Origin of the sequence: Micromonospora sp. NPDC000668 (assembly GCF_042897975.1) — a bacterium.
Taxonomy (GTDB): Bacteria; Actinomycetota; Actinomycetes; order Mycobacteriales; family Micromonosporaceae; genus Micromonospora.
Map to the genome: position 1 here is coordinate 1,189,214 of NZ_JBIAYP010000001.1, position 24,824 is coordinate 1,214,037.

A 24,824-nucleotide genomic window follows, 5' to 3' on the forward strand; every position below is an offset into this window, starting at 1 on the left:
CTCACGGAGAGCGATCCTGATGTCACCGGCGCCGACGGGAGTACTCCGCCGCCCCCGCGCCGGGCACCTGAACGGGGGATCGCGCTCCGCCGGCAACGGGGCGGGCGTAGCGCGATCAGGGGCCCGTCCGCCGGTCACCGCCTCCGCTCAGCGGACCAGGGCCGCCATCAGCCGCTCCAGCTCCGCCGCCGGGTCGGCGGTGAGCCCGGTGTGCACCGGCCCGGTCTGGATCATCGTGCTGCGTGGCGCGGCCAGCCAGTGGAACCGCTCGCCGAGCCGCATCCGGGTCGCCGGTCCGTCACCGGCGCAGGTCCGGTCCCAGGAGTCGAGCACCGCGGCCACCGCCGGCAGGTCCACGTCGGGAGCCAGCGCGCGGACCCGGTCGGCGTCCAGGTGCGTCCGCGCGGCCAGGAAGTCGCGCTGCTGGCAGTAGAGCAGCACGCCGACGTTGATCTGCTCGCCGCGCTCGATGCGGGGCACCAGCCGGATGACGGCGTACTCGAAGGGTTGCCTCATGCCGCGCTCCCCTGCGGCAGCCAGTCGGCGGTGCGCGCGACCCGGGCGGACAGGTGCGCCAGGTACGCCTCCCGCGCCGCATCGGCCGAGTCGAAGTCGGCGGCGGTCAGCCACTCCTCCGGCACCAGCGCCAGCACCTCGCGGAGCAGCTCCGGGGTGACCCGGGGGGCCAGTTCGGCGTCGGCCTCGGCGAGCCGGTCGGCGTACGGCGCGAGCACGTGGTCCTCGGCGCGGTACGCCCGGTGCACGGCGGCACCGGCGCGCGGCCAGTTGTGGTGGAAGTACAGGCAGGCGCCGTGGTCGATGAGCCACAGCTCCCGGTGCCAGACCAGCAGGTTCGGGTTGCGCCAGCTCCGGTCGACGTTCTCCACGTACGCGTCGAACCAGAGCACCCGCGAGGCCAGCATCGGGTCGACAGGATGCGCGACCGGGTCGAAGCCCAGCGCCCCGGGCAGGAAGTCCATCCCCAGGTTGGCGCCGCCGCTGTTGCGCAGCAGCTCCTGCACCTCCTGGTCGGGCTCGGCCCGACCGATCACCGGGTCGATGTCGAGCACCACCAGCGGTGGTACCCGCAGCTCCAGGCGGCGGGCCAGCTCACCGCAGATCACCTCGGCGATCAGCGCCTTGGGCCCCTGCCCGGCGCCGCGGAACTTCGCCACGTACGTGCCGAGGTCGTCGGCCTCCACCACGCCCGGCAGCGAGCCACCCTCGCGTAGCGGGGTGACGTAGCGGATCGCGGTGACCTGGCGGAGCACGTCGCCCACCCTACTGTGATCTCCGGCCGCGCCCGCCGGAGCCGTCGCGCGACGCGGCCGGCGAGCGCGCCCCGGCCCGGCGCGTCGATCGTGCGCGTCGGTGAGCGTCAGTCGAGCTTGTCGCGGAGGTCGTCGACCTGCTGTTGGAGGCGGTCCACCGCACCCTCGTTGTTGATGAAGGTGGAGATCCCCGCGGCGAGGCCCAGTCCGATGAGCACCGCCAGGATGCTCAGCACCAGGCCACCGATCGCCACGCCCCGCCCGGTCACGCCCGGGCGGCGGGACATCTTCAGCCCGACGATGCCGAGGATGACCCCGATGATGCCGAGCACCAACCCGATCCAGGCGAGGATGGCGGTCAGCACGCTGATCAGGCCGGCCACGCCGAAGACCAGGGCGAAGGTGGCGGCCGCGCTGGTCTTCGCGCGGGCGTCCGCCCGATGGGTCCGGGACCCGGCCGGCGCGCCCGTACCCCGGGCCGGCTCGTTTGCGGCAGTCATCAGACTCCCTTCCGCACGCGCGGCGCGCGTACTTCCGACGCGCCGCTTTCCCGCTGCGCCGGCCGTTACGCCCCCTGGGCGCGAACCGGCGAGCGACAGGCCACGGGCGCGGGGGCGGCGGATGCGCGGGACGCCGCGTCAGGCGGAGTCGTCGGTGGGTGGCCCTAGGCTGGCAGCCCAGCAACCGGAAGGGGCACGACCCATGCCTGTCGACCTCAGCGCAGCCGACGCGCTGGCGCTGCGGATGAGCAGCCTGCTGCTGCGGCCGCACCCGGGCGTCCGACCCGGCAGCGTCGCCGAGGTGGTCGAGTGGTTCGGCGCAATGCAGGCACAGGACCTGGCCAGTGGGCTGTGGTCGCTGGGCGCGCGGCTGCCCGGGCAGACCGTGACCGACGTGCAGGCGGCGTTGGAGAAGCGGGAGGCGCTGCGCACCTGGCCGATGCGGGGCACCGTGCACCTCGTCCCGCCCGCCGACGCGCGCTGGATGCTGGAGCTGACCGGCGTCCGGTCGCTGGCCGGCGCGGCGACCCGGCGGGCGCAGCTCGGGCTCACCGACGCCGACGCGGACCGGGCGGTGGATGTGCTCGGCGCCGCGCTGGCCGGCGGCGGTCGACTCACCCGGGCGCAGTGCCTGGCCACCCTCCGCGCGGCCGGCCTGGCCACCGACAGCCAGCGCGGCTACCACCTGCTCTGGTACGCCAGCGTGCGCGGAGTGACCTGCCTTGCGCCGAACGTCGGCACCGAACAGACCTTCGCGCTGCTCGACGAGTGGGCGCCCGGGCCACGGCAGTTGGACCGGGACGAGGCGCTGGCCGTGCTCGCCCACCGCTACGTGCGCGGGCACGGTCCGGTCACCGCCCGCGAGTTCGCCGGCTGGACCGGCCTCACCCTGACCGACGCGCGGCGTGGGCTGGCCGCCGCCGGCGACGTGCTGACCGTGGTGCGGGTCGACGGTGTGGAGATGCACGTCGACGCGGCGCTGGCCGACGCACCGCGCCCCCCGGTCGACGACGTGCTGGTGCTGCCCGGCTTCGACGAGTACCTGCTCGGTTTCCGGGACCGCGCGTTGATGCTCGACCCCGCGCACCAGGCCGCCGTCGTGCCGGGCAACAACGGCATCTTCCAGTCCACCGTGGTCCGCGCCGGCCGGGTGGTGGGCCTGTGGAAACGTCGTGTCGCCCGGGCCGCGGTCACCGTGACGATCCAGCCGCTGACGCCACTGGACACCGCCGGACGTGCCCGGGTCGAGCAGGCCCTGGGCCGGTACGCCGACTTCCTCGGGCTGCCGCCCCGGTTCGACTGGCCGGCCTGACCAGCGCGGCGTCGGGCGTCAGTCCTCGTCCGGGCTGGCAGGTCGCGGGCGGGCCGCGGTCAGCACGTCGACGACCCGGGCCACCCCGGGGTCCGCACAGATCTCCGCCACGGTCGCCGGCAACGGCAGCCGCCAGTTCGGATACTCGTCCACCGTGCCCGGCATGTTCGGCTGACGCACCTCGCCCAGCACGTCGTAGAGGGAGACGCCGAGCAGCCGGGTCGGGCTGGCCGCGAGCGCGGCGTGCATCGCCACCACCACCTCGCCGTCATCCGGCGCGGCCGTGTCGGGCAGCAGCGCCTCGGCACGCAGCATCGTCAGCAGCCGCTCCCGGTCCGCGTCGGCCCGGGCCCGCTCCACCGCCACGTCGGCGCCGAGCAGCTTCAACTCGTCGCGTACCCGGACGTGCTCGCCGGTCAGGAAGCCGGGAGCGGTCGGCAGGTCGTGGGTGGAGATCGTGGCCAGCGCGTTGCGCGGCCAGCGGGTCGGCGGAACGAAGTCGCCGTCGTCGTCCCGGGCGAACCAGAGCACGGTCGAGCCGAGCATGTTTCGCCCGCGCAGCCCCCGGGTCACCGCCGGCTGGACGGTGCCAAGGTCTTCGCCGACCACCACCGCCCCGGCCCGGTGGGCCTCCAGCGCGAGGATGCCGAGCATCGCCTCGGCGTCGTAGCGGACGTAGGTGCCCTCGGCGGCCCCGGCACCCGGCGGCACCCACCACAGCCGCCACAGCCCGGCGACATGATCGACCCGCAGGCCACCGGCGTGCCGCAGGGTCCGCCGCAGCATGTCCCGGTAGGCCGCGTAACCGGTGGCGGCGAGCCGGTCCGGGCGCCACGCGACGAGCCCCCAGTCCTGGCCGAGCTGGTTGAAGTCGTCCGGCGGGGCGCCGACCCGCACGCCCTGGGCCAGCACGTCGGCGAGCTGCCAGCCGTCCGCGCCACCCGGGTCGATGCCGACGGCCAGGTCGTGCACCACGCCGACCGGCATCCCGGCCGCCCGGGCCGCCGCCGTGACAGCGTCGAGCTGCTCGTGGCAGAGGTGTTGCAGCCAGGCGTGGAAGGCCACCCGGTCGGCGAGCTGGCGGCGCTGCTCGGCGACCGCCGGGGCGTCCGGGTGGTGCAGCTCCGCCGGCCAGGCCCGCCAGTCGTTCCCGTGCCGCTCGGCCAACGCGCACCAGGTGGCGAAGGTGGTCAGCGCCGGGTCCGCGCCCAGGTCCACCGGCTGGGCGTACGGATGCAGCAACTCCAGGGCGTGCCGCTTGGCGGTCCACACCTCGTCGTAGTCGATCAGGTCGCCCCGGTCGGGGCGCAGCGCGTCGACCACCGCCCGGGTCGCCGGGTCGGCTGCCCGGTACGCGGCGGTGTTACTGACCCGCAGGTAGAGCGGGTTGACGAAGCGCCGACTGGCCGGCGAATACGGTGAAGCGGCGACCGGATGCGCCGCCCCGACCGCGTGCAGTGGGTTGAGCAACACCAGCCCCGCGCCGGTGGCACCGGCCCAACCGGTGAACTCGGCCAGGTCACCGAGGTCGCCCATGCCCCAGGAGCGATCCGAGGTGAGCGCGTAGAGCTGAAGCATCCAGCCCCAGGTGCGCGGCGGCACGGGCAGCCGGCGGGGCACCACCACCAGCGTCGCCTCCCGGCCGGCGCAGGCCAGCCGGTGCCAGCCCAGCGGCAGATCCGCCGGCAGTTCGCCGTCGACCGCGCGGTGGCCACCGTCCTCCAGGGTCACCACGCCCGGGCCGGGAAGCACCCGAGTGGCGCCGTGGGTGAGCACCACCGTCTCCGGCAGGGCGGCCCGGTCGACCGCGCGGGTGGCGGTGAGCGCGTCGGCGATGGCCGCCGGGCTGGTGGCATCCACGCCGAGGAGGCCGAGCACGCCGACGACGGTCTCCGGCGCGACCTCGACGCGCCGGTGCCGCCAGTCCTCGTACCAGGTGGACACGCCGTGCGCGTTGGCCAGCGCGACCAGTCGTCGGTTCATCCGTCCCCCGCTTCACGACGCGACCTGCGACCACCTTGTCACGGCCGGGCGTGCGGCGCAGGACCCGACGGGGCCGGCGGGCGGACCGCCGGCCCCACCACGGTGGACGTTGTCAGTCGGCGAGCGCGCCGGCCGCCCGGCCCTCGTGCAGGGTGAGGTTGCGCCCGTTGGCCGGGTCGAACAGGTGGATCTTCTCCAGGTTGAACCAGACCCGGCGCGACTGCCCCTCGGCCACCGGGGACTCGGCCGACAGCCGGGTGACCAGGTTGCTGCCGGCGCCGCTGAAGTCGGCTGAGCCCGCGTCGGCGGCCAACTCCTCCAGCTCGGCGGCGCTGGCCTTCTCTCCCTCCACGGTGAAGTAGACGTACTTGTCCGAGCCCATCGACTCGACGATCTCCACCGGAGCCTCGAACTCCAGGCCCCGGCGGCGGGTGTCCTCGTCGACCAACTCGGCGTCCTCGAAGTGCTCGGGGCGGACACCGAGGATCAGCTCACGCGGCGCGTCGGCCGCCTCCAGTTCCCGGCGGACCCGATCGCCGAGCGGCACGTCGCCCAACGCGGTACGCAACCCGCCGTCCTGCACGACGGCGTGCAGGAAGTTCATCGACGGCGAGCCGATGAAGCCGGCCACGAAGAGGTTGCGCGGGTGGTCGTAGAGCTCCTGCGGCGGGCCGACCTGCTGCACCGCACCGCCGCGCATGATCACAACCCGGTCACCGAGGGTCATCGCCTCGGTCTGGTCGTGCGTGACGTAGACGGTGGTGGTGCCGAGCTGCTTCTGCAACCGGGACACCACCGTGCGCATCTGCACCCGCAGCTTGGCGTCCAGGTTGGACAGCGGCTCGTCCATCAGGAACGCCTTCGGCTGCCGGACGATCGCCCGACCCATCGCCACCCGCTGGCGCTGCCCACCGGAGAGGTTGGCCGGCCTGCGGTCCAGCAGCGGGGTCAGCTCCAACACCTTGGCCGCCTCGTCGACCTTCTGGTTGATGGTCTCCTTGTCCAGCTTCGCCAGCCGCAGCGGGAAGGCCATGTTCTCCCGCACGGTCATGTTCGGGTACAGCGCGTACGACTGGAACACCATGGCGATGTCCCGGTCCCGGGGGGCCTTGTCGTTGACCCGTTGACCGCCGATGCGCAGCTCGCCGGAGCTGATGTCCTCCAGCCCGGCGATCATGTTGAGGGTGGTGGACTTGCCGCAGCCCGAGGGGCCGACCAGGATGACGAACTCGCCGTCGGCGATCTCCAGGTCGACGTCCTGCACGGCGACGGTCCCGTCCGGGAACTTCTTGCTCACCTTGTCGAGCACGATGTCAGCCACGACTACCACCTATCCCTTGACTGCGCCGGAGGTCAGGCCGGACACGATGCGGCGCTGGAAGAAGAGGACGAACAGAATGATCGGAATGGTGATCACCACGGCGGCGGCGCAGATCGCCCCGGTGGGGTCCTCGAACTGCGACTCGCCGGTGAAGAACGACAGCGCGACCGGCACCGTACGGGCCCGCTCGGTGGAGGTCAGCGTGATGGCGAACAGGAAGTCGTTCCAGCAGAAGATGAAGACCAGGATCGCCGTGGTGAACAGCCCGGGGGCGGCCAGCGGGGCGATGACCCGCCGGAACGCCTGACCCTGGGTGGCGCCGTCCATCTTCGCCGCCTTCTCCAGGTCCCACGGGATCTGCTTGAAGAACGCCGACAGCGTGTAGATCGCCAGCGGCAGCGCGAAGGTGATGTACGGCAGGATCAGCCCGGGCCAGGTGTCGAAGAGGCCGAGCTGCCGCTCGATCTCGAACAGCGGCGACACCAGCGACACCTGCGGGAACATCGCGATCAACAGGGAGACGCCGACCAGCACCCGCTTGCCGGGGAAGTCCAGTCGGCTGATCGCGTACGCCGCCATCGCGCCGAGCACCACCGCGATCAGCGTGGCGATCAGCGCGATGCCGATCGAGTTGACCAGCGCGCGGACGAACTGGTCGGTGTCGAAGATCGTCCGGTAGTTGTCCAGCGTCCATTCCCGGGGGATGAAGTTTCCGTCGGTGAGGGTGGCCGGCGTCTTGAACGACAGCGACGCGATCCACAGCACCGGGACCAGCGCGAAGACGACCACGAGGACGTCCAACAGGCCCCAGCGCAGCCGGGCGCGGGTGGTGGTTTCGGTACCGGTGGCCATGTCAGCGCCTCTCCCCGTCGTCGCTGCCCGGGGCAGCGGTGCCGAACAGCTTCACGAAGACGAAGGCGATGATCGCCACGGTGATGAAGATCAGCACCGACATCGTCGAGCCGATGCCGAGGTTCAGGCCCCGGATCAGGTTGTTGTAGGCGAGCATCGACACCGACGAGGTCTCGTTGCCGCCGGCGGTCAGCACGAAGATGTTGTCGAAGACCCGGAACGCGTCCAGGGTGCGGAACAGCAGCGCGACCAGGATCGCGGGCTTCATCACCGGCAGCATCACCTTGGTGAACCGCTGCCAGGCGGTCGCGCCGTCGGTGGACGCGGCCTTGAGCAGGTCCTCCGGGACCAGCGCCAGCCCGGCCATCAGCAGCAGCGCCATGAACGGGGTCGTCTTCCAGATCTCCGCGAGCATGATGATCGCCAGCGAGCTGGCCCGCTCGGTGAGCGGCGCGCCGTCGCTGAACAGGTCGGCCAGGTAGCCGGTGCCCGGCGTCCAGGCGTACCGCCAGGAGAACGCGGCGACCACGGTGACGATCCCGTACGGGATCAGCGCCGCGGTCCGCACGATGCCCCGCCCGACCAGCGTGCGGTGCATGATCAGCGCCAACCCCATGCCGAGCACCAGCTCGACGGCCACGGTGACCACCGTGATCAGCATGGTCACCCCGAACGCGGTCCACCAGAACTCGTTGGTGAGCACCGTGACGTAGTTCTCCAGCCCGATGAACTCGCGCTGGTCGGGAAAGCGCAGGTCGAAGCGCTGGAGCGACAGCCAGACCGAATAGATGATCGGGTACGCGGTCACCGCGACCATGACCAGCGCGGCGGGCGCGCAGAGCAGCCAGCCGAGCTTGCGTTCGGCCTTCTTGTTCTCGCTCAGCGGCGCCTTGCGACGGCCGGTGCGCTGGGTGGGGACGGTGGCGTGCCGGTCGGTGGAGCGGGTGGTCTCCTCGGCGGTCACGTCCGCCCCGGTCGGCGTGGCGGGCAGGCTCACGGGAGGACCCCCTTGGACTGGAGAGCGTCGGCGATGGCGCCGCGCAGCTCGTCCGCGGTCTTCTGCGGACGGATCGCCGACGGCGGCGACAGGATCGCCGACATCACGGTGGAGATGCTCTGGTAGGCCGGGGTCAGCGGGCGGGTCGCCGGCTCCTTCAGCTCCTCCAGGATGGTGTCCTTCATCGGGTACGCCTCGACCATCTCCGGCTCGTCGTAGACCGCCTCGATCGTGGGCGGCACGCCGTCGTTGATCGCGGAGAACTTCTGGTGCTCGGCGTTGCGGATGCAGCGGGCCGCCTCGAAGGACAGCTCCGGGTGCTTGGAGTAGGAGCTGACCGCCATGTTCACCCCGCCGATGGTGACCTTGCTCGGGGTGTTCTCGTCGATGCCCGGCATCCGAGCCCAGCCGACCTGCTTGGCCAGCTCCGGGTTCGCCTCCTGCAGTGCCGGGTAGACGAACGGCCAGTTCACCTGGAACGCGCCCGCGCCGGACTCGAACTCCAGCCGGACCGGGTCCTCGGTGGCGTTGCTGAACGACGGCGAGGTCACGCCCGACGTGGCGAAGCGCTGCAACTGCTCCAGCGCCCGGACCGTGCCGGCGTCCATCACGGCCTGCGTACCGTCGTCGTTGAGGATGTTTCCACCGGCGCTCTCGGCCAGGGTGTTGTAGAGGACGACCAGGCCCTCGTACTGGGCGCCCATGGTGAGCACCTGGTAGGGCTTGTCCTGGTCCTTGAGCTGCTGCGCGGCCGTGATCATCTGGTCCCAGGTGGTCGGCGGCTGCGGCACCAGGTCCTTGCGGTACCAGAGCAGCTGGACGTTGGTGTTCTTCGGCGCGGCGTACAGCTTGTCCTCGTAGCGGGCGGTGTCCAGCGGCCCGGCGAGGGTGCCCTGCTCGACCTCGGCCTTGTCCTGGCCGGTCCACTCGCGGATCCAGTCGGCGCTGGCGAACTCCTGGGTCCAGGTGACATCCAGACCGAGCAGGTCCATGCCGGTGTCCTCGGCGGCCAGCCGACGCACCATCTGCACGCGTTGCTCGTCGGCCTGTCGGGGCAGCACCCGGTAGGCGATCTTGTACCGCCCCTGGGCCTGCGCGTTGCAGTCGTCGACGACCTTCTGCAGGTTCTGTTCCGGCGGGTAGTACAGGTTGAGCGTCGGTGGGCCACCAGCGTCACCGGAACCACAGGCGGCCAAGGGCGCCACCAGCGTCAACGCGGCGGCAGCCGCCACCACGCGGACCCGTGGTCGCCGTCGACGTCGGGCCTCGTCAGGGTCGTTCATCACCCCTCCCCTCTTGTCGGCCAGCAGCCGGGAGAAGGCACCGTGCCCCGGCGCACGGCGAGACGGTCGGGGCGCTGGGCCAGCGGCGCGGCAACCCCGGACGTTTCGTGGCCTTCACACTGCCCGAGCTGGGAAGTCACGAAACCTGCGCGAAACCCGACGCCGCTGGACCGGGGGTGGCGAGGCGCGGTGTGCGGGAGATCACCACAGCGCCGGCCCGGCGGCGAGCAGGCTCGCCGCCGGGCCGGGCATCCTGGGACGGTGCTAGCCCGTTTCAAGGATCTCTGTCTGGACGCCGCCGACCCGCACACCCTGGGTGCCTTCTGGGGTCGGATGCTCGACGCCGAGGTCGTGGACCTCGGCGACGGCGACACTCGCCTGGACCCGCGCTCCGCGCGCTCGAACGCCGAGTCGATCTGGGTGAACCGGGTGCCGGAGCCGCGTACCGGCAAAACCCGCGTACACCTGGATCTGCGGTTGGCCGGCGCGGAGCCGGCGGCGCTGCTCGCGGCCGGCGCCCGGCTGCTTCGCGAACCGGACGGGGAGGTCGGCTGGTGGGTGCTGGCCGACCCGGAGGGCAACCCGTTCTGCGCCTTCCGGGCCCGGGAAGGCGCCCGACCGGGCCTCTTCGAGCTGGTCGTGGACGCGGCCGACCCGGCCGCCCAGGCTGCCTGGTGGAGCGGCGTGGTCGGCGGCACGGTCGAGTACGGGTCGGGTAACGCGTCGGTGGTCGGCGCGGCCGGGTTCCCCTGGGACCACTGGGTGTTCAACGGGGTGCCCGAGCCCAAGACCGTCAAGAACCGGCTGCACTGGGACGTCGACCTGGTCGACCCGGAACCCATGGCGCTGATCGAGGCGGGCGCGACGCTGCTGCGGGAGCCAATTGACGAGGCCCACTGGTGGTGGGTGCTGGCCGACCCGGAGGGCAACGAGTTCTGCGCCTTCGCGCCGCGTCCCATCGGGTGAGCGAACGACTACCCAGCGCGCGCACCGTCGACTAGCGTCTTCCTAGCGCCGCAGCCAACGCGTTCGCCGCCGACGTCGACACGCCTCTGGCCGACCCCAGCCTGCCCGATCGGTTGGTAATCGCGGGAACGTCCCACCGCCGCTCCCGCGGTTCGGCAGGATCGTCCCAACGAGGAGGTGCCGTCGTGCAGGACACCCGCGCTCTCGCCCTGACATTCGAGGTGAGCGGCCTGCCACCGGTCAAGACCGAAGCGTTGTCCATCTTCGCCGCCGGGCACCGGCAGGCGACGAGGGTCCGCACCCTGCTCCATGCCGCCCTGGCAGCGGCCCAGCGCACCGGCTGGACGCCGTTGCCCGGGCCGGTCGAGGTCGACCTGGTCCTACGCTGCCCGCCCGGGCACCGTACGGCCGACGCCAGCACCCTGCTGGGCGGCGTCTGCGCGGTGCTGCAGGACAAGAAGCGGGTGTCCAGCATCGGCCTGGCCCACCTCGGCGTCCTGGTGGACGTCGCCCTCTACGACGACGACCGGCAGATCCGCCGGTTGTCGTACCAGGAGGAGCCGGCGGAGGACTTCTCGTATCAGGTGCGGGTCGCCGCCGTACCGACCGGGGTTTGACCGACGGCTGCGGTGGGGTACCGCGGACGCCGACGAAGGGAGCACCGATGTCGGAGCCACATGTCACGCTCGACCCGCGCGGGCTCGACCCCGTGCAGCAGAAGCTGCGCGGCCCGCTGGAGGACCAGCTGACCTCGGCGCTCCAGGCAGCGATCGAACGGGTCCGCGGCGGCTACGCCGGCGAGCCGGTCGAGCAGGTCTGCCAGCGACTGTTGGACGAGACGCGGTCCGGGCTGCATCCCGACATCGCGGCCGGCTTCAACCCGGACATGGACGAGTTCTGCCGGGTGGCGGTGGCCATCGTCCGCGGCGGCAAGGTCTCCTGAACCGGGCACCCGCCTCCGCGGCGCAGGTCAGTAGCGGCCGAGCTGGGCGTACGGGCTGAGCACGATGCGCGGCGAGGCCGTCGGGTCCAGCCAGTTCAGCACGTCGACCAGGTTGTCGTGGGAGAGGGACACGCAACCGGCGGTGGCGTTGCCGGCGCTGGTGCTGAACTGGTGCAGGAAGATGCCGCTGCCCGCGTTCGGGATCGGCGTCGGCACGTTCGGCGCCATGTTGTAGGTGATGACCGCGAAGTGCGTGTACGCGGGCACCTCCGTCCACAGCGCCTCGCTGGCCCCGCCCGGGTTGGTCGAGCTGTGCTGGAAGGTGTTGTACTGCGACGACGACGGGTTCTCGTTCCACCAGTCGCCGCTGACCAGCCGGTGGTACGGGTACCGCATGCCCGGGTTCGCCGCGATGCCGTACATGGTCGGGCCGATCGAGTAGACACCGGTGGGCGTGGTCGGCACGCCCTCCACGTGGTTGTCGCTGAAGCCCTTCGAGCCGATCCGTGCGGGCAACGACGCCGAGGCGGGCTGCCAGCGACCCCTGATCTTCACGTACGCCTCAAGGGTGGCGTATGTGGTGGTGTAGCTGGCGGAGCTGACGATGAGCACCTGCTTCGTCTGCGGCGGCAGGGTGGTCAGCCGGGCGGCCAGGTTGTGGCGCGGCAGCGTCGGCCGGGTGGATCGGGGAACCGGCGCCGTGCCCCAGGCCGGCGCCGGCGGCCGGCTCGCGCCGAGCGCGGGCGCCGCAGGGGCGATCACGGCCGGCACCGCGAGGCCTGCGGCGGCACCGAGCAGGAGGGATCTGCGCTTCATTCCGTCATCCTGACAGTCGGCCCGGCTCGCGTCTGTCCCGCTCGCCGGGGGTGGTCGTTTGGGGGCGTGGTCAGGGCCGGGTCCGCAACTACCCGGCCCTGACCTCCGGCGGACCGGCAGGGAAGCGGACAGCTCCGGCGCCCCGTCGCACGCGCGTGCGTGGCACGACGCCTCGCGGCTCGACGGAGCGAGCCGGCCGCTCCGCACTCAGCTCCACGGTGCCCACCCGCCGGACGCCGGTGCGCCCCCGGCACACCCCGAGAGGCCGTGAGCGCCGACCCAGGTTAGGCGCGCCACGACGGGCCGGACAAGGCGCGGCGAACCGCCAGCGGCGTGACTGATCTCAAGGTGGAAAAGCGGCATGTCGGCGTAACGCGACCATGATCGCTGGCGCTGTTCGGCTTCTGGACGGTCAGAAGTGCCGCAGCAGATCGCGGAACTCGGCCAGCCGCAGAACGCCCGCGTCGGTCGGGTCCAGTTCGTCGTCCTCCAGCACCCAGGTGTTCTCGTTCGGAATGAACACCGCGTTCAGTCCGGCCGCTCGGGCCGGCAGGATGTCCGACTTCGGGGAATTGCCGATCATCCACGCGCCGGCCGGGTCGAAGCCGTGCTCCCGGATCAGCCACCGATACGTGTCGACCTTCTTCTCGGCGACGATGTGCGCGGCCCGGAAGTGGTGCAGCAGCCCGCAGGCGTCCAGCTTGCGCTGCTGTTCCACCTGGTCGCCCTTGGTCAGCAGCAACAGCTCGTGCCGACCGGCCAGCTCGTCGAGCGCGTCGGCCACCCCGGGCATCAACTCGACCCGGTGCTCGACCAGGGCCACCGCCAGCCGGTCGATCTCCTGACGCTCGGCGTCGGTGGCCGGCCGCTCGCGCAGCCGCTCCAGGCACTCCGCGAGGCTGCGCAGGAAGACCTTGCTGCCGTAGCCGTGCGCCACCGCGTTGGCCCGCTCGATGTCGTCGAGGATCGCCCGGGTCTCGGCCCGGTCCAGAGTGGGATGGTCGAGCCAGGCCAGGAAATCGTCGATCACCCGCTCGAAGACGACGTTGTTCTCCCAGAGGGTGTCGTCCGCGTCGAAGACCAACACCTGCGCCTGCCGCCGGGCCATCGCGTCCACCGTCATGCCGCCACCTCCTTGTGATCAGCTCCTCCGCCGATCCGGGACTCTAGGACGTATCGCGCGGCGAACCCAGCGACTTTCCGGCCCGCCGGTCAGGGCCACCGCAGCAACCGGTCCGCGATCATCGCCTCCCGTTCCTCCTGCGCCTCGGGGCGCAGCCGGCCGCCCCTGGTGAGCATCACCACGCCGTGCAGCAGACTCCAGCCCACCTCGGCCAGGCTGTCCGGGTCACGCCCCTCGGCCAGTGGGGCCAGGGCCGCCCGCAGCTCCGCGAAGACGGCCCGGGGCGCGGCCGGCACGCCATCCACGCCGAGGGCAAGGTCGGGGGTCAGCGCGAGCATCGCGTCGTAGACCTCCGGATTCGCGTACGCGAAGTCGAGGTACGCACTCACCACCGCCGGCCAGGCCCGTTCCGTACCTTCGGTGGCCTCGGCGTGACCTTCGGTGGCCTCCGCGTGAGCCTCGGCCAGGTCGGCGGCCAGGTCGGCGAAGGCGCACACCGCGACAGCGGCGAGCAACGCCTCCTGATCGGCGAAGTGCCGGTAGAGATCCCCGACGTCGACCTCGGCCCGCTCGGCCAGCCGCCGGGTACTCACCCCCGTCCAGCCCTCGGCCTCGGCCAACTCCCGAGCGACCATGACGATGAAGTCACGTCGGTCCTCTTCGGTGGCGCCTTCGGTAGGTGCGGACACGCCCACGAGCGTAAGTCGAGGACACCAGACGTAGCGGCGCGGTGACGGATTGGTGACTGTGCGGTGCCCGTTCAACGCGCAGGTCAGGACGCCTGACCCGATGATCGTGCTCGATCCTGGATCCAGTGGCCTCGCAACACCGGGGATGCCACTACATCGTGGACCGAGCACGATCATGGACAGTCACACCTGCGCGCTCAGCTGACGGCGGCGCCGAACCACCTGGGTAGGTGGCTGAGCAGGTCCTGCTGATCGTCACCGACCCACGCCACGTGGCCGTCCGGGCGCAGCAGCACGGCGGGCAGGTCCAGTTCCTCGCTGACGTCGACGACGTGGTCGACCCGGTCTGCCCAGCCCGTCACCGAGAGCCGGCCGGTCTGGTCGAGCAGCAGTCCGCGGCCGCCGTGCATCAGCTCGTAGAGGCGCCCCCGCTTCAGCCCGATGTCGCGCATCCGCCGGCCGAGCAGTTCATGGCCCTCGCCGAAGTCATAGCGGACTGCGATGGCGGTGATTTTCTCGGTGAGGTACCGGTTCACTTCCTCGAAGTTCATCAGTTCCGACACCAGCCGACGGACCGCCTGGGGGCCCGGCTCGGTGGATATCAGCTCGCTCTGTGCGCGGGTGTTGTCCAGCACGTCGGCGGCCACCGGGTGCCGCTCGGTGTGGTAGCTGTCCAGCAGCCCCTCCGGTGCCCAGCCGTTGATCTCGGCGGCCAGTTTCCAGCCGAGGTTGAACGCGTCCTGGACGCCGAGGTTGAGACCCTGCCCGCCCATCGGTGGGTGGATGTGCGCCGCGTCGCCGGCCAGCAGCACCCGGCCGACCCGGTAGCGCTCGGCCAACCGGGTGGCGTCACCGAAGCGGGACAGCCAGCGCGGTGAGTGCACGCCGAAGTCGGTGCCCGCGTACACCCGCAGTTGTCGCCTGAACTCCTCGATGGTCGGCGGGACCGCGCGGTCCTCGGCCACCCCCTCTGCGGGCACGACGACGCGGTACGCCCCGTCCCCCACGGGCCCGACACCGAACCGGAGTTGGGTCTTGCGAACCTCGGCGACCACGGTGGCCACCGTCTCCGCCGGCGCGGCCACCTCCATCTCGCCCAGCAGCGTCTCGACCCGGCTGGGCTCGCCGGGGAAGCCGACGCCGAGCAGCTTGCGCACCGTGCTGCGGCCGCCGTCGCAGCCGACGAGGTAACGCGAGCGCAGCCGCGTGCCGTCGGCCAACTCGGCGGTCACCGCGTGGTCGTCCTGGCTCAGCCCGACCAGTTCGCAGCCGCGGCGGAACTCGACGCCGACCTCGATGGCGTGCTCGGCCAGCAGACGGTCGGTGCTGGTCTGCGGGATCCCGAGGACGTACGGATGTGCGGTGTCCAGCCGGGCCGGCGACGGCTTGGGGATGCCGGCGAAGAAGCCACCGACCGGGTACTGCTGGCCGAGCGCGAGGAACCGCTCCAGCAGACCGCGCTGGTCCATCACCTCGACGCTGCGCGCGTGCAGACCGAGCGCCCGAACGTACCTGGCCGGCTCCGTCTCCCGCTCCAGCACGAGCGCGTGCACGCCGTGCAGCCGCAACTCGCTGGCCAACATCATGCCGGTCGGCCCACCACCGACGACGATCACGTCAAACATGGAATCCCCTCTGCCCCGCGAGTCCCACCGGCGGCTCGGCGTACGCGAGAGCCACGTCGACAAAGCGCACGTAGTTCGCGAATCGCTGATTTCCACAGGTTTTACGTTCGGAGGGAGATTCTGCGGCAGGACCCGGGTCTTGCCGCAAGACCCCGGGTGCGCTATATGTTGAGGTAGGCAAGGAGCTGGACTCCTTGCCTTTCTTGTTGTCTACTCCGGACGGTGGGCCCTCCGGCCGTCAGCTAGTCAGTGTGTGTCACCGGGAGCCGGGACGGCGTGCTCGGCGGTTCGGCTGACCTTCTCCCAGCTCGCCCAGGCGTCCATTCGTCGGCGTGAGATGTCGAACGCCAGGTCGTACACCATGCTGCCGAGCAGGAGCCGCAGCGGCGGGTCGTCGCTGTCGACCAGTTTCAGCAGCGCTTCGGCGGCCAGTCGGGGCTCACTGTCGATCGAACCTTCGGCCCACTGCCGCTCCAGTTCGGCGCGCAGTGGACCATAGGCCTCCATCGGGGTGGTCGAGGTCATGCTGGTGTACAGGTCGGTCCAGTAGCCGCCGGGCTGCACGATGCTGACCTTGATGCCGAAGGCCGCCGCCTCCATCGCCAGCGCCTCGCTCACCCCTTCCAGCGCGAACTTGCTCGCGCTGTACATCCCGGTGCTCGGGAAGCCGCCGAGTGCGGCGATGCTGGAGATCTGCACGATGTGCCCGGCACGTCGGGCGCGCAGGTGCGGCAGCGCGGCCTGGCTGACCCAGAGCGCGCCGAACACGTTCACCTCGAACTGGGCCCGCGCCTCCGCCTCGGTGAACTCTTCGACCATGCCCATGGACATGGTGCCGGCGTTGTTGACGACGATGTCGAGCCGCCCGAAGTGCTCGACCGCGGTGGCCACGGCGGCGAAGACCCCCGCCCGGTCGGTCACGTCGAGCCTCAGGACGAGCAGCCTGTCACCGTGGCGCTCGTCGAAGTCGTCGCGGGCGATGGTCCGGGCGGCGGCGACCACTCGATCACCGCGTTCGAGCGCCGCGACGGTGAACGCGCGGCCCAGGCCGCGGCTGGCGCCGGTGATGAACCAGGTACGCGGTGCAGTGCCGGATGAGGTGCGCACAGTCAATCTCCATCCTTTGAGACGAGACGGTCCGTCTCGCTTCTGTGATGAAGATAGGCCGTGCCGCTTCGCCAGTCAAGACGAGACGGTCCGTCTCGTGTTTCTGGTAACCTTCGGCGCATGACCACGCAGCACCGAGCCACGCCGAACGCGGCCCGCCGGAAAGAGGCCTCGCGGCAGGCCATCCTGACGGCGGCGTTCGACCTGCTCCGGGAAGTCGGATACGCCAAACTCAGCATCGAGGGCATCGCCGCGCGCGCCGGCGTCGGCAAGCAGACCATCTACCGCTGGTGGCCATCCAAGGGCACGATCATCTTCGATGCCTTCCTTCTCCTCAGCGCCAGCGAGGGCGAGCCTCCGGTACTGCCCGACACCGGCGACCTGGAAGCCGACCTGACAGCGGTGCTACGCGCCACGGTCGCGGAGTTGAACGATCCGCAGTACGACCAGCCGATGCGCGCGTTGGCCACCGAGATCGCGCACGACCCCGAGCTGGCCGCCGTCTACGTCGAACGGCTGGATGGGCCGTTGAAGGAAGCCAAGCGGCAACGGCTACGCAGTGCCCAACAGGCCGGGCAACTCGCCGAGGACCTCGACCTCGACGTGGCCGTGGAGATGATCTGGGGCCCCCTGCTCAACCGCTGGCTGCAACGCAGTGGGCCGCTCACCGCCGAGTACGCCGACCGCGTCGTCACCACAGCACTCAACGGCTTGCGCCCACGCCAGTCCGACGATTGAGCCGACGTGGCGGGGTCTCGCGGAGTGCACTCGACCTCGCGGGCAGGCCACGGTCCGAGGCGCCCGACGAACGTCATCCCAGGCCGCGCTGCCGGGCGAGCAGTTCGACGGCGTCCTTTGCCTCCCGCAGACCGACACCGGTCGCCTCGCGGTAGATCTTGATGGCCTGGATCTTGCGGCCGGCGAGCAACTCCTGCAGGACCGCTCCAGGGGCCTCGGGCTCAGGCTCGCGGATGCCGAGGTGGGCCATGATCAGATCCAACTTGCGCTCGACCACGGCCAGCCTGCGAGCCTGCTGATCCACGTTGGAACGGCGGCCACTCGCGACGACCAGGGGCAAGAGCACGAGCACCAACACGACGGCGAATGGCACGATCCACTCCATACCCGCCATTGAACACTGGCGAAAGCCCCGATACCACCGCCCGGATCGACAGCGCGGCCCTCGTTGGTAACGCCCGGTTCGCGGCGTGGGCACTGCCGAGGTCGTTCCCGGACGGCTGCCCTGTGCCCAACGGTGGCTACATCTTTGCGCCGGGAACGAGTACGGCCACAAACTTGGGAAGCGTCGTGACGACACGGCGGGTGTTGCGGCGCGGGTCGACGACGATCAGTTCTGTACTGGTCGCGGTCCAGCGCTGCAGAACAACACCGTCAGCCACCACGCCTAGACACAGCTGCTGCTCATCCGCATCGGCAGAACGCATCTCGATCCTGGCGATGGAGCCACCCGACGCTACGTCTACTCCCAGCAGCGCCACGGACGGCGCTACCAGGCCGCCGGTGGGTGCCAGATCGGCCCGGCCGACCTCCATCCAGATGCTCGGAGGGCTGCCGCCCGCGTGCCACAGCACCATGAGCGGACCCAGCACCTCACCCGGCTTCATTTGGCCGGGTGCGATCACTGGCAGCGTCCGGGGCGCGCCCGTAACCACATCCTTCAGCGTGATATTCAGCTCCTGCGGCGCGGACGGATCGACCCATGGATTCGGTTCGAACACCGCCAACTCCCGACCGCCGATGAAAGCCACTTCGGTGGCGACGGCATGCGTACGCACCTCTAGCGGGCTTATCACGCCAGTGGGCAATGCCATCATCGTGAAGGCCCGGCCGTCCACGCCCGGCTTGGCAAGCAGCAACGAGCGGGCGTCTGTGGACCACAGCCCTAGTTCGTACCCACCCGGAACCTCGTACTCCGCCACGCCCGACAGGTCCCTCACCCGCCAGTGACCGTCCCGCTTGGCACCCAGCCAGCGCCCATCAGGGGACAGTGACAGGTTCCGAGGGCCGACATTCGAGGGCGTACGACCGACCCGGAAATGCTCACCTGACCCCGTCACCAGATAGATATCGTGCTGTTCGAATGTACGGCTTTCGGGTTCGAAGCCGCCCGCACCAATCCCCGGGTGATAAATCAGCGCGCCCCGGCCAACTCCTCGGTCGGTCGGCAGGTCTGCCACCTGGGCCGGTGGCCGCAGCTCAGCAGGCAGGCCGGTAAACACCTCCTCCAACCCGGCGCGCACCGGCACCGTTCGCGCCGTGGCCGTGACACGCCACGCGACCATGCCCACCGCCACCAACATGACGACCGCGACGCCCACCACCGTGACCGTTCGCCACCGCCGTGCGGCCGGTGGCTGCACCGGACCTGCTGGCTCGCTAGAAGAGTGCATCGCAGTGCCCCCGTTCCGGGCGCTGACCGCCCAGGCACAGCGAATCGGGGGCGGCCAGCCAGGTCAACAAGTCCGTTCGATCCGACGCGCGATGTAGGCCGGACCGAGATCACGAAAGGTGTCTCCCACTGCCAAAAGCACTCAACAGACCCATCGGAAGAAGCTGTCATCGGCTACCGAGGTTGTGGACTCCACAACGGCCACCGCGAGCCTCCTGGATTGACGATCGGATGGGCGCTACCGCAGGTCAGGGCAGCGGTGGATACGCCAGCGACGCCGGCCAGGTGGTGTGAAGCTGGACAATGGTGGTGGCCGGCGGTGTGATGGCTCCGGGAGGCACTGGGTGTGGATCTACGCAAGCATGGTCGCGTCCAACTTCCACCGAGACCTGGCAGACCTGTTGGACGAACTCCGCGCCAGCGGTGTCAGCGATCCCCCGGTCACGGTGGAGCGGGCCTCCGAGTGGGGGGACGTGGACTACACCTTCGGCGCCAGCATCAGCGTGACGCCAGCCCTGACCGTCCCTGGAGAGGATCACCGGCCGGTCGTCGTACGCCCGCAGGTCTGGTTTGCCACGCACGCGCTGGTCCCCGGCCGGGCCGCGCAACGGAGGCTGGACCCCAATTTCCACGGTACGGACGACGTGACCTGGCGGTTGTGTCAGCGGGTGGGTGGACGGGACCTCGCCGTGGGAGCCGAGGGTCCGCAGTTCTTGATTGATCTTGCCGAGAGTCGGGAGGCGCAGAAGGCCGCCGCCCCCACCGTCGAGGACATCGAGGCCTGGCATGGGCAGCGCTGCCAGTGCGCGCAGGCGGCCGACGATGACCAGCGGTGCGAGGGGCCCCTCGACCTGATCCGCGTGCTCCAGAACGACACTGTGCTCCAGGGTTGCTACGGGCACGCGGTAGATGTCCTGAAGCGCGACCCGTCGGCCGAAGCCGAACCGGGCACGACGCCGGGATACACGACGGCGGCATTGGCGGCGGCGGCGCAGGGGGTAGCGGAACTCGGCGGGCCGCGGCGTCGCGACAGCCTCGACCAGGAACAGCGGCAGGTCCCGCCGAGCCAGGAAGGCGAGCACGGGCAGCCCGAGTCCGGCCAGCCAGCCGCCCAAGAGGTTCGAAGCATCCCAGGACCGTCCGCACCAGGCGACGGGCACACCCGCCCCGCATGGTGGCGCCGCCTGCTCGGGTCGGCCCGCTGACGACCCGATGGCACCACCAGTCATGCGGGCCACGGATTCAGCGGTGCAGGGCGGTCTCCCGCTGCATATGCGACAGCTTCTCGGGATTGCGCACAGCGTAGAGCCCCGTGATGAGGCCGTCGTCGATGCGTAGCGCCACGACCGTGTCGATCTCGCCGTCGAGCCGGAGGACCAGCGCCGGGTAGCCGTTGACCTCGGCCGGCTGTATCGACATGGCCGCGATCCTGACCTTCCTGGTGACCAGCAGCCGGGCGACCTTGCCAGCCCCCGTGACGGGCCGCAGCAGCGCTTGTTTGACTCCGCCACCGTCACCCATGAGCACGACATCCGGCGCGAGGATGTCGAGCAGGCTCTGCATGTCGCCGGTCTCGACCGCCCGCTGGAACGCCTCAAGCGCACCCCGGGCCTCGGCCGGCGAAACCACCCCGCGCGGCCGGCGCGAGGCGACATGTACTCGTGCCCGGTGGGCGATCTGGCGGACCGCCGCCGGGCTCTTGTCGACGGCTTCGGCGATCTCGTCGTAGGCCAGATCGAACACCTCGCGCAGTACGAACACCGCCCGCTCGGTCGGGGCGAGCGTCTCCAGCACCAGCAGCATCGCCATCGAGACGTTCTCGGCCAACTCGACGTCGTCAGCGACGTCGGGCGTGGTCAGCAGCGGCTCGGGCAGCCAGGAGCCGACGTAGGACTCCTTGCGGCGGCCGAGCGTACGCAGCCGGTTGAGCGACTGGCGGGTGGCGATCCGGACCAGGTATGCGCGCTGATCCCGCACCGTCTCAAGATCGACGTCCGCCCACCGCAGCCAGGTCTCCTGGAGGACGTCCTCAGCGTCGGCGGCCGAGCCGAGCATCTCGTAGGCGACGGTGAAGAGCAGGTTGCGGTGGGCGACGAATGCTTCGGTAGCCGGGTCCGCACTCATGACTGCGCTCCCGGGTTCCGGAATGTGCTGGCCACCGGCGGCTCCTGTCCTCGATCTCGGCTGCGTCGCTCACAAGACACCGCACCGCTGGTTTCGGTGACAACAGGCGCTTGTGACGGGCGTCACCTGGCCGAGCTGTCACAGGAATCGAACCGGCGGCATCTCCTGCCCGAGCCGATGGCGACGCTGACTCCGAGACCAGAGTCGCCAACAACCCTGCGAGGAGAAACCTCATGAACGTCACTCTGTGGGTCGCTGCCGGACTGCTGGCCATAGTCGCCCTGGTTGGCGGCATCAGCAAGACTTTCGTGCCCAAGGAGAAACTGGCCGAGGCCCCCGGCGGAGGGTGGACCGAGCACGCCAGCGTCGGCTTCGTGAAGACCCTCGGGGTCCTCGAACTCCTGGCTGCGGTCGGTCTGATCCTGCCGGCCGTGCTCGACATCGCACCGGTCCTGGTGCCGGTGACCGCCGTCTGCTGGATCCTGCTGATGGTCGGCGCGATGATCACCCATCTCCGGCAAGGCGACGGCAAGTTCATCGTGCTGAACCTGGCCTATCTCGCCCTGACCGCCTACGTGGCCTGGGGCCGCCTCGGCCCCGAAGCCTTCACCGGCTGACGAGCAAGGTCGCACAAGGCTGAGCGACCCGCAAGATCGTGCTCGATCCAGGATCCAGTGGCCTCGGGGCGACGGGATGCCACTACATCATGGATCGAGCACGATCATGCCGCCGACGTACGCCGGGCCGCCCGGCGGCGGTGGGGTCAGCGGCGCAGCGTGAGGATCAGGTCGGCGACCAGGGCCGTCCAACCGGTCTGGTGCCAGGCGCCCAACCCGGCCCCGTTGTCACCGTGGAAGTACTCCGGGAAGGCGATCAGGTCCCGCCAGTCGGGATGGGTCTGGAAGATCCGGCACGCACCGTAGATCGGCCGTCGACCCCAGTCGTCCTGGGTGAACAGCGAGATCAGCCGGGCGGAGAGGTCGTCGGCGACCTCGTCCAGCGTGCGCTTCACCCCGGAGCGGGTCGGGTACTCCACCTGAAGGTCGTCGCCGAAGAACGCCGCGTAGTCGCGCAGCGCGCTGATCAGCAGGAAGTTCGTCGGCATCCAGATCGGGCCGCGCCAGTTCGAGTTGCCGCCGAACAGCCCACTGGTCGACTCCGCCGGCTCGTAGCCGACGCAGAACTCCTGCCCGCCGAGGGTGACCGAGAACGGCTTGTCCAGGTGGGCGCGGGACAGTGTGCGCAGGCCGAAGTCGGACAGGAACTCGTCGGGGTCGAGCATCCGGGCCAGCAGCCGGACGACCTGCTCCGGACCGACCATGGACAGCAGCCGCTGCTGGCGGCCGTCCGGGCCCAGCCGGCGGGTGCCGATCACCTCGGCGTACTCCGGGCGGTTGGTGAGGAACCAGCGCAGCCGCGCCCCCAGCTCCGGCAGCCGGTGCAGGGTCCGGGCGGTGAGCCGGGTGGTGGCGGCCAACGGCAGCAGCCCGACCACCGAGCGGACCTTCAACGGCACCTTCGTGCCGTCAGCGAGCCGCAGCACGTCGTAGAAGAAGGCGTCCTCGTCGTCCCACAGCCCCTGCTCGTACGCGGCGGCGGCGATGTACGCGAAGTGCTCGAAGAACTTGGTGGCGGTGTCCACCCAGGTCCGGTCGTGCTCGGCCAGCACGATCGCCATGTCCAGCAGGTTCAGCGCGTACATGGCCATCCAGCCGGTGCCGTCGGACTGCTCCAGCACACCGGCCACCGGCAGCGCCGCCGACCGGTCGAACGGCCCGACGTTGTCCAGCCCGAGGAAGCCACCCTCGAAGACGTTGTTGCCGCCGGTGTCCTTGCGGTTGACCCACCAGGTGAAGTTGAGCAGCAGCTTGTGCATCACCCGGGCCAGGAACTCGTAGTCCCGGCCGCCGTCGATCTCGAACACCTTGAGCGCCGCCCAGGCGTGCACCGGCGGGTTCACGTCACCGAACGCCCACTCGTACGCCGGGATCTGCCCGTTGGGGTGCAGGTACCACTCGCGCAGCAGGAGCAGCAGTTGCTCCTTGGCGAAGCCCGGGTCGACCCGGGCGATGCTCACGCAGTGGAAGGCCAGGTCCCAGGCCGCGTACCAGGGATATTCCCACGGGTCGGGCATGGAGATGACGTCGAAGCTGGTCATGTGCCACCAGGCGCTGTTGCGCCCGTGCCGGCGTCCGGCCGGCGGCGGCGTCGAGCCCGGATCGCCGTCCAGCCAGCGCTTGACGTCGAAGTGGTAGAACTGCTTGCCCCACATCAGCCCGGCGATGGCCTGCCGGGCCACCAGCGCCTCGTCGGGAGTGGCGGCCTCCGGGATCACGCTGGCGAAGAAGCGGTTCGCCTCGGCCCGCCGCGCCCACACCACCGCCTCGAAGCCGTCGCCGAGATCCGCGCGGGGCGGCGGCGCGGCGGCCGGCGGCGACGCGGTGCGGGTCAGGCGCAGCCGGATCTGGCGCTGACCGCCGGCCGGCACATCGAGTACGTAGTGCAGCGCCCCCTTGGTGCCCTCCCCCGCCGGGTTGACCGTCGCCGCGCCGTTGACCACGTGGTCGTTGATGCCGTCCTTCGGGTAGCGGGACCGGCCGGGCAGGCCCCAGAGCCGTTCGGCGTTGGAGTCGTTGTCGCACAGCAGCGGCACGGGGTCGCCGTCGCCCTCCAGCAGCAGTTGGCCGAACACCCGGTGCTCGCCGACCAGCCTCGCGCCCTCACCGGCCAGCCGGGGAATCCGGTCACCGCCGGGCAGCCCCCAGGCCCAGGTGTTGCGGAACCACAGGCTGGGCAGCACGTGCAGGGTGGCCGCCCGGTCGCCCCGGTTGGCCACGGTCACCACCATGCACAGGTCGGTCGGGGACGCCTTGGCGTAGTCGACGGTCACCGCCCAGTACCGGTCGTCGTCGAAGATCCCGGTGTCGACCAACTCGTACTCGGTGTCGTCCCGGCCGCGCAGCGCGTTCACCGCGACCAGTTCGTCGTACGGGAAGGCGGCCTGCGGGTAGTGGTAGCGCCAGCGCATCCAGGAGTGGGTGGGCGTGGAGTCCTCGTACCACCAGTACTCCTTGACGTCCTCACCGTGGTTACCGCCGTCACCGCCGAGGCCGAACATCCGCTCCTTGAGGATCGGGTCCGTGCCGTTCCACAGCGCGAGGGCGAAGGCGAAGGTCTGCCGGTCGTCGCAGACGCCAGCCATCCCGTCTTCATTCCACCGGTAGGCTCTGGACCGCGCGTGGTCATGCGGGAAGTAGTCCCAGGCCGTACCGTGCTCGCTGTAATCCTCCCGCACCGTCCCCCACGCCCGTTCGGACAGATAGGGCCCCCATGCGCGCCAGTCCTGCTCCCCCGAGTTGGTCTGGGCGAGCCGGAGCCGCTCAGCGTCGGGTGGCGAGGCGTCGGAGGACGATCGGTCAGTGATCACGTGCACATCTTTGACGTCGCCGCGGTACTTGACCACAGCGGCCATTCTCGTCGTGGCGTGTTACACCCCGCCGCC

24 protein-coding genes are annotated in these 24,824 nt (G+C 70.6%); 7 read left to right on the top strand and 17 right to left on the bottom strand.

The features are described from left to right. Positions 1-147: 147 nt before the first annotated feature. From ACFY29_RS05565 to ACFY29_RS05575, 3 genes are all read right to left on the bottom strand, one after another. Positions 148-516, bottom strand: a complete 369-nt coding sequence (locus ACFY29_RS05565; protein WP_328418615.1) for a DUF3037 domain-containing protein — start codon at positions 514-516, stop codon at positions 148-150. After that, positions 513-1,271, bottom strand: coding sequence for a HipA family kinase (locus ACFY29_RS05570; RefSeq protein WP_355614538.1), 759 nt, complete (start codon positions 1,269-1,271; stop codon positions 513-515). The genes ACFY29_RS05565 and ACFY29_RS05570 overlap by 4 nt, the downstream gene beginning before the upstream one ends. 107 nt (positions 1,272-1,378) lie before the next feature. Continuing rightward, complete coding sequence (locus ACFY29_RS05575; RefSeq protein WP_328418617.1) at positions 1,379-1,771, bottom strand: DUF4190 domain-containing protein; 393 nt, start codon at positions 1,769-1,771, stop codon at positions 1,379-1,381. Positions 1,772-1,973: 202 nt separating this feature from the next. On the opposite strand from ACFY29_RS05575, the gene ACFY29_RS05580 reads away from it, so the two are divergent. Next, the gene (locus ACFY29_RS05580; RefSeq protein ID WP_386983679.1) at positions 1,974-3,083 is read left to right on the top strand and encodes a winged helix DNA-binding domain-containing protein; all 1,110 of its coding nucleotides are present in this window, start codon (positions 1,974-1,976) and stop codon (positions 3,081-3,083) included. A gap of 18 nt (positions 3,084-3,101) precedes the next feature. On the opposite strand, the gene malQ is transcribed toward ACFY29_RS05580, so the two are convergent. The 5 genes from malQ to ACFY29_RS05605 form a co-directional block, all read right to left on the bottom strand. Continuing rightward, on the bottom strand, positions 3,102-5,066 hold the full coding sequence (malQ, locus tag ACFY29_RS05585) for a 4-alpha-glucanotransferase (protein ID WP_386983681.1): 1,965 nt from the start codon (positions 5,064-5,066) through the stop codon (positions 3,102-3,104). Positions 5,067-5,178: 112 nt separating this feature from the next. Then, positions 5,179-6,387, bottom strand: coding sequence for an ABC transporter ATP-binding protein (locus ACFY29_RS05590; RefSeq protein WP_386983683.1), 1,209 nt, complete (start codon positions 6,385-6,387; stop codon positions 5,179-5,181). A gap of 9 nt (positions 6,388-6,396) precedes the next feature. Further along, the gene (locus ACFY29_RS05595; RefSeq protein WP_355614526.1) at positions 6,397-7,239 is read right to left on the bottom strand and encodes a carbohydrate ABC transporter permease; all 843 of its coding nucleotides are present in this window, start codon (positions 7,237-7,239) and stop codon (positions 6,397-6,399) included. 1 nt (position 7,240) lies between these two features. Then, the gene (locus ACFY29_RS05600; RefSeq protein ID WP_355614523.1) at positions 7,241-8,236 is read right to left on the bottom strand and encodes a sugar ABC transporter permease; all 996 of its coding nucleotides are present in this window, start codon (positions 8,234-8,236) and stop codon (positions 7,241-7,243) included. Further along, complete coding sequence (locus ACFY29_RS05605; protein ID WP_328418623.1) at positions 8,233-9,519, bottom strand: ABC transporter substrate-binding protein; 1,287 nt, start codon at positions 9,517-9,519, stop codon at positions 8,233-8,235. Before ACFY29_RS05605 ends, ACFY29_RS05600 begins: the two co-directional genes overlap by 4 nt. Positions 9,520-9,780: 261 nt before the next feature. Between ACFY29_RS05605 and ACFY29_RS05610 the strand changes: the two genes are divergently transcribed. The 3 genes from ACFY29_RS05610 to ACFY29_RS05620 all read left to right on the top strand — a co-directional run bounded on the left by ACFY29_RS05610 (position 9,781) and on the right by ACFY29_RS05620 (position 11,428). Beyond that, on the top strand, positions 9,781-10,485 hold the full coding sequence (locus ACFY29_RS05610; protein WP_386983686.1) for a VOC family protein: 705 nt from the start codon (positions 9,781-9,783) through the stop codon (positions 10,483-10,485). Positions 10,486-10,670: 185 nt separating this feature from the next. Beyond that, entirely contained in the window at positions 10,671-11,102 is a 432-nt protein-coding gene (locus ACFY29_RS05615; protein ID WP_386983688.1) for a hypothetical protein, read from the top strand. A 47-nt stretch (positions 11,103-11,149) separates the two neighbouring features. Beyond that, on the top strand, positions 11,150-11,428 hold the full coding sequence (locus tag ACFY29_RS05620) for a hypothetical protein (RefSeq protein WP_328418626.1): 279 nt from the start codon (positions 11,150-11,152) through the stop codon (positions 11,426-11,428). Positions 11,429-11,455: 27 nt separating this feature from the next. On the opposite strand, the gene ACFY29_RS05625 is transcribed toward ACFY29_RS05620, so the two are convergent. The 5 genes from ACFY29_RS05625 to ACFY29_RS05645 form a co-directional block, all read right to left on the bottom strand. Then, positions 11,456-12,244, bottom strand: coding sequence for a L,D-transpeptidase (locus tag ACFY29_RS05625; protein ID WP_386983690.1), 789 nt, complete (start codon positions 12,242-12,244; stop codon positions 11,456-11,458). 412 nt (positions 12,245-12,656) lie between these two features. Further along, a complete protein-coding gene (locus ACFY29_RS05630; RefSeq protein ID WP_328418628.1) occupies positions 12,657-13,367 on the bottom strand; it encodes an HAD family hydrolase in 711 nt (236 codons plus the stop codon). 89 nt (positions 13,368-13,456) lie between these two features. Beyond that, positions 13,457-14,056: a TetR/AcrR family transcriptional regulator gene (locus ACFY29_RS05635; protein ID WP_386983693.1), complete on the bottom strand. Its 600-nt coding sequence runs from the start codon at positions 14,054-14,056 to the stop codon at positions 13,457-13,459. A 197-nt stretch (positions 14,057-14,253) separates the two neighbouring features. Beyond that, positions 14,254-15,681, bottom strand: a complete 1,428-nt coding sequence (rox, locus tag ACFY29_RS05640) for a rifampin monooxygenase (protein ID WP_386983695.1) — start codon at positions 15,679-15,681, stop codon at positions 14,254-14,256. Between the two features lie 246 nt (positions 15,682-15,927). Beyond that, a complete protein-coding gene (locus tag ACFY29_RS05645) occupies positions 15,928-16,788 on the bottom strand; it encodes an SDR family oxidoreductase (protein WP_386983697.1) in 861 nt (286 codons plus the stop codon). A 120-nt stretch (positions 16,789-16,908) separates the two neighbouring features. Between ACFY29_RS05645 and ACFY29_RS05650 the strand changes: the two genes are divergently transcribed. Then, positions 16,909-17,526 carry a TetR/AcrR family transcriptional regulator gene (locus tag ACFY29_RS05650; RefSeq protein ID WP_386983698.1) on the top strand — a complete coding sequence of 206 codons (618 nt, stop codon included), beginning with the start codon at positions 16,909-16,911 and terminating at the stop codon, positions 17,524-17,526. Positions 17,527-17,599: 73 nt separating this feature from the next. Here the strand turns inward: ACFY29_RS05650 and ACFY29_RS05655 are convergent, their stop codons facing one another. Together ACFY29_RS05655 and ACFY29_RS05660 are read right to left on the bottom strand one after the other, a co-directional pair. Beyond that, positions 17,600-17,911 carry a ribosomal protein L7/L12 gene (locus ACFY29_RS05655; protein WP_386983700.1) on the bottom strand — a complete coding sequence of 104 codons (312 nt, stop codon included), beginning with the start codon at positions 17,909-17,911 and terminating at the stop codon, positions 17,600-17,602. Positions 17,912-18,047: 136 nt separating this feature from the next. After that, positions 18,048-19,127 carry a hypothetical protein gene (locus ACFY29_RS05660; protein WP_386983702.1) on the bottom strand — a complete coding sequence of 360 codons (1,080 nt, stop codon included), beginning with the start codon at positions 19,125-19,127 and terminating at the stop codon, positions 18,048-18,050. Between the two features lie 433 nt (positions 19,128-19,560). Here ACFY29_RS05660 and ACFY29_RS05665 point away from each other — a divergent pair, with 433 nt between their 5' ends. Then, positions 19,561-20,403, top strand: a complete 843-nt coding sequence (locus tag ACFY29_RS05665) for a hypothetical protein (RefSeq protein ID WP_386983704.1) — start codon at positions 19,561-19,563, stop codon at positions 20,401-20,403. A gap of 37 nt (positions 20,404-20,440) precedes the next feature. On the opposite strand, the gene ACFY29_RS05670 is transcribed toward ACFY29_RS05665, so the two are convergent. Next, positions 20,441-21,322, bottom strand: coding sequence for an RNA polymerase sigma-70 factor (locus tag ACFY29_RS05670; RefSeq protein WP_386983706.1), 882 nt, complete (start codon positions 21,320-21,322; stop codon positions 20,441-20,443). A 233-nt stretch (positions 21,323-21,555) separates the two neighbouring features. Here ACFY29_RS05670 and ACFY29_RS05675 point away from each other — a divergent pair, with 233 nt between their 5' ends. Beyond that, on the top strand, positions 21,556-21,939 hold the full coding sequence (locus tag ACFY29_RS05675) for a DoxX family protein (RefSeq protein WP_386983708.1): 384 nt from the start codon (positions 21,556-21,558) through the stop codon (positions 21,937-21,939). A 146-nt stretch (positions 21,940-22,085) separates the two neighbouring features. Here ACFY29_RS05675 and ACFY29_RS05680 read toward each other — a convergent pair whose 3' ends face one another. Further along, the gene (locus ACFY29_RS05680; protein WP_386983710.1) at positions 22,086-24,794 is read right to left on the bottom strand and encodes a glucosidase; all 2,709 of its coding nucleotides are present in this window, start codon (positions 24,792-24,794) and stop codon (positions 22,086-22,088) included. Positions 24,795-24,824 lie beyond the last annotated feature (30 nt).

Bases quoted from the DNA above. Each gene is read 5' to 3' on its own strand.
- ACFY29_RS05565 (WP_328418615.1), bottom strand. From the start codon at position 516: ATGAGGCAACCCTTCGAGTACGCCGTCATCCGGCTGGTGCCCCGCATC.
- ACFY29_RS05575 (WP_328418617.1), bottom strand. From the start codon at position 1,771: ATGACTGCCGCAAACGAGCCGGCCCGGGGTACGGGCGCGCCGGCCGGG.
- ACFY29_RS05580 (WP_386983679.1), top strand. From the start codon at position 1,974: ATGCCTGTCGACCTCAGCGCAGCCGACGCGCTGGCGCTGCGGATGAGC.
- malQ (WP_386983681.1), bottom strand. From the start codon at position 5,066: ATGAACCGACGACTGGTCGCGCTGGCCAACGCGCACGGCGTGTCCACC.
- ACFY29_RS05595 (WP_355614526.1), bottom strand. From the start codon at position 7,239: ATGGCCACCGGTACCGAAACCACCACCCGCGCCCGGCTGCGCTGGGGC.
- ACFY29_RS05605 (WP_328418623.1), bottom strand. From the start codon at position 9,519: ATGAACGACCCTGACGAGGCCCGACGTCGACGGCGACCACGGGTCCGC.
- ACFY29_RS05620 (WP_328418626.1), top strand. From the start codon at position 11,150: ATGTCGGAGCCACATGTCACGCTCGACCCGCGCGGGCTCGACCCCGTG.
- ACFY29_RS05625 (WP_386983690.1), bottom strand. From the start codon at position 12,244: ATGAAGCGCAGATCCCTCCTGCTCGGTGCCGCCGCAGGCCTCGCGGTG.
- ACFY29_RS05630 (WP_328418628.1), bottom strand. From the start codon at position 13,367: ATGACGGTGGACGCGATGGCCCGGCGGCAGGCGCAGGTGTTGGTCTTC.
- rox (WP_386983695.1), bottom strand. From the start codon at position 15,681: ATGTTTGACGTGATCGTCGTCGGTGGTGGGCCGACCGGCATGATGTTG.
- ACFY29_RS05650 (WP_386983698.1), top strand. From the start codon at position 16,909: ATGACCACGCAGCACCGAGCCACGCCGAACGCGGCCCGCCGGAAAGAG.
- ACFY29_RS05655 (WP_386983700.1), bottom strand. From the start codon at position 17,911: ATGGAGTGGATCGTGCCATTCGCCGTCGTGTTGGTGCTCGTGCTCTTG.
- ACFY29_RS05665 (WP_386983704.1), top strand. From the start codon at position 19,561: ATGGTCGCGTCCAACTTCCACCGAGACCTGGCAGACCTGTTGGACGAA.
- ACFY29_RS05670 (WP_386983706.1), bottom strand. From the start codon at position 21,322: ATGAGTGCGGACCCGGCTACCGAAGCATTCGTCGCCCACCGCAACCTG.
- ACFY29_RS05675 (WP_386983708.1), top strand. From the start codon at position 21,556: ATGAACGTCACTCTGTGGGTCGCTGCCGGACTGCTGGCCATAGTCGCC.
- ACFY29_RS05680 (WP_386983710.1), bottom strand. From the start codon at position 24,794: ATGGCCGCTGTGGTCAAGTACCGCGGCGACGTCAAAGATGTGCACGTG.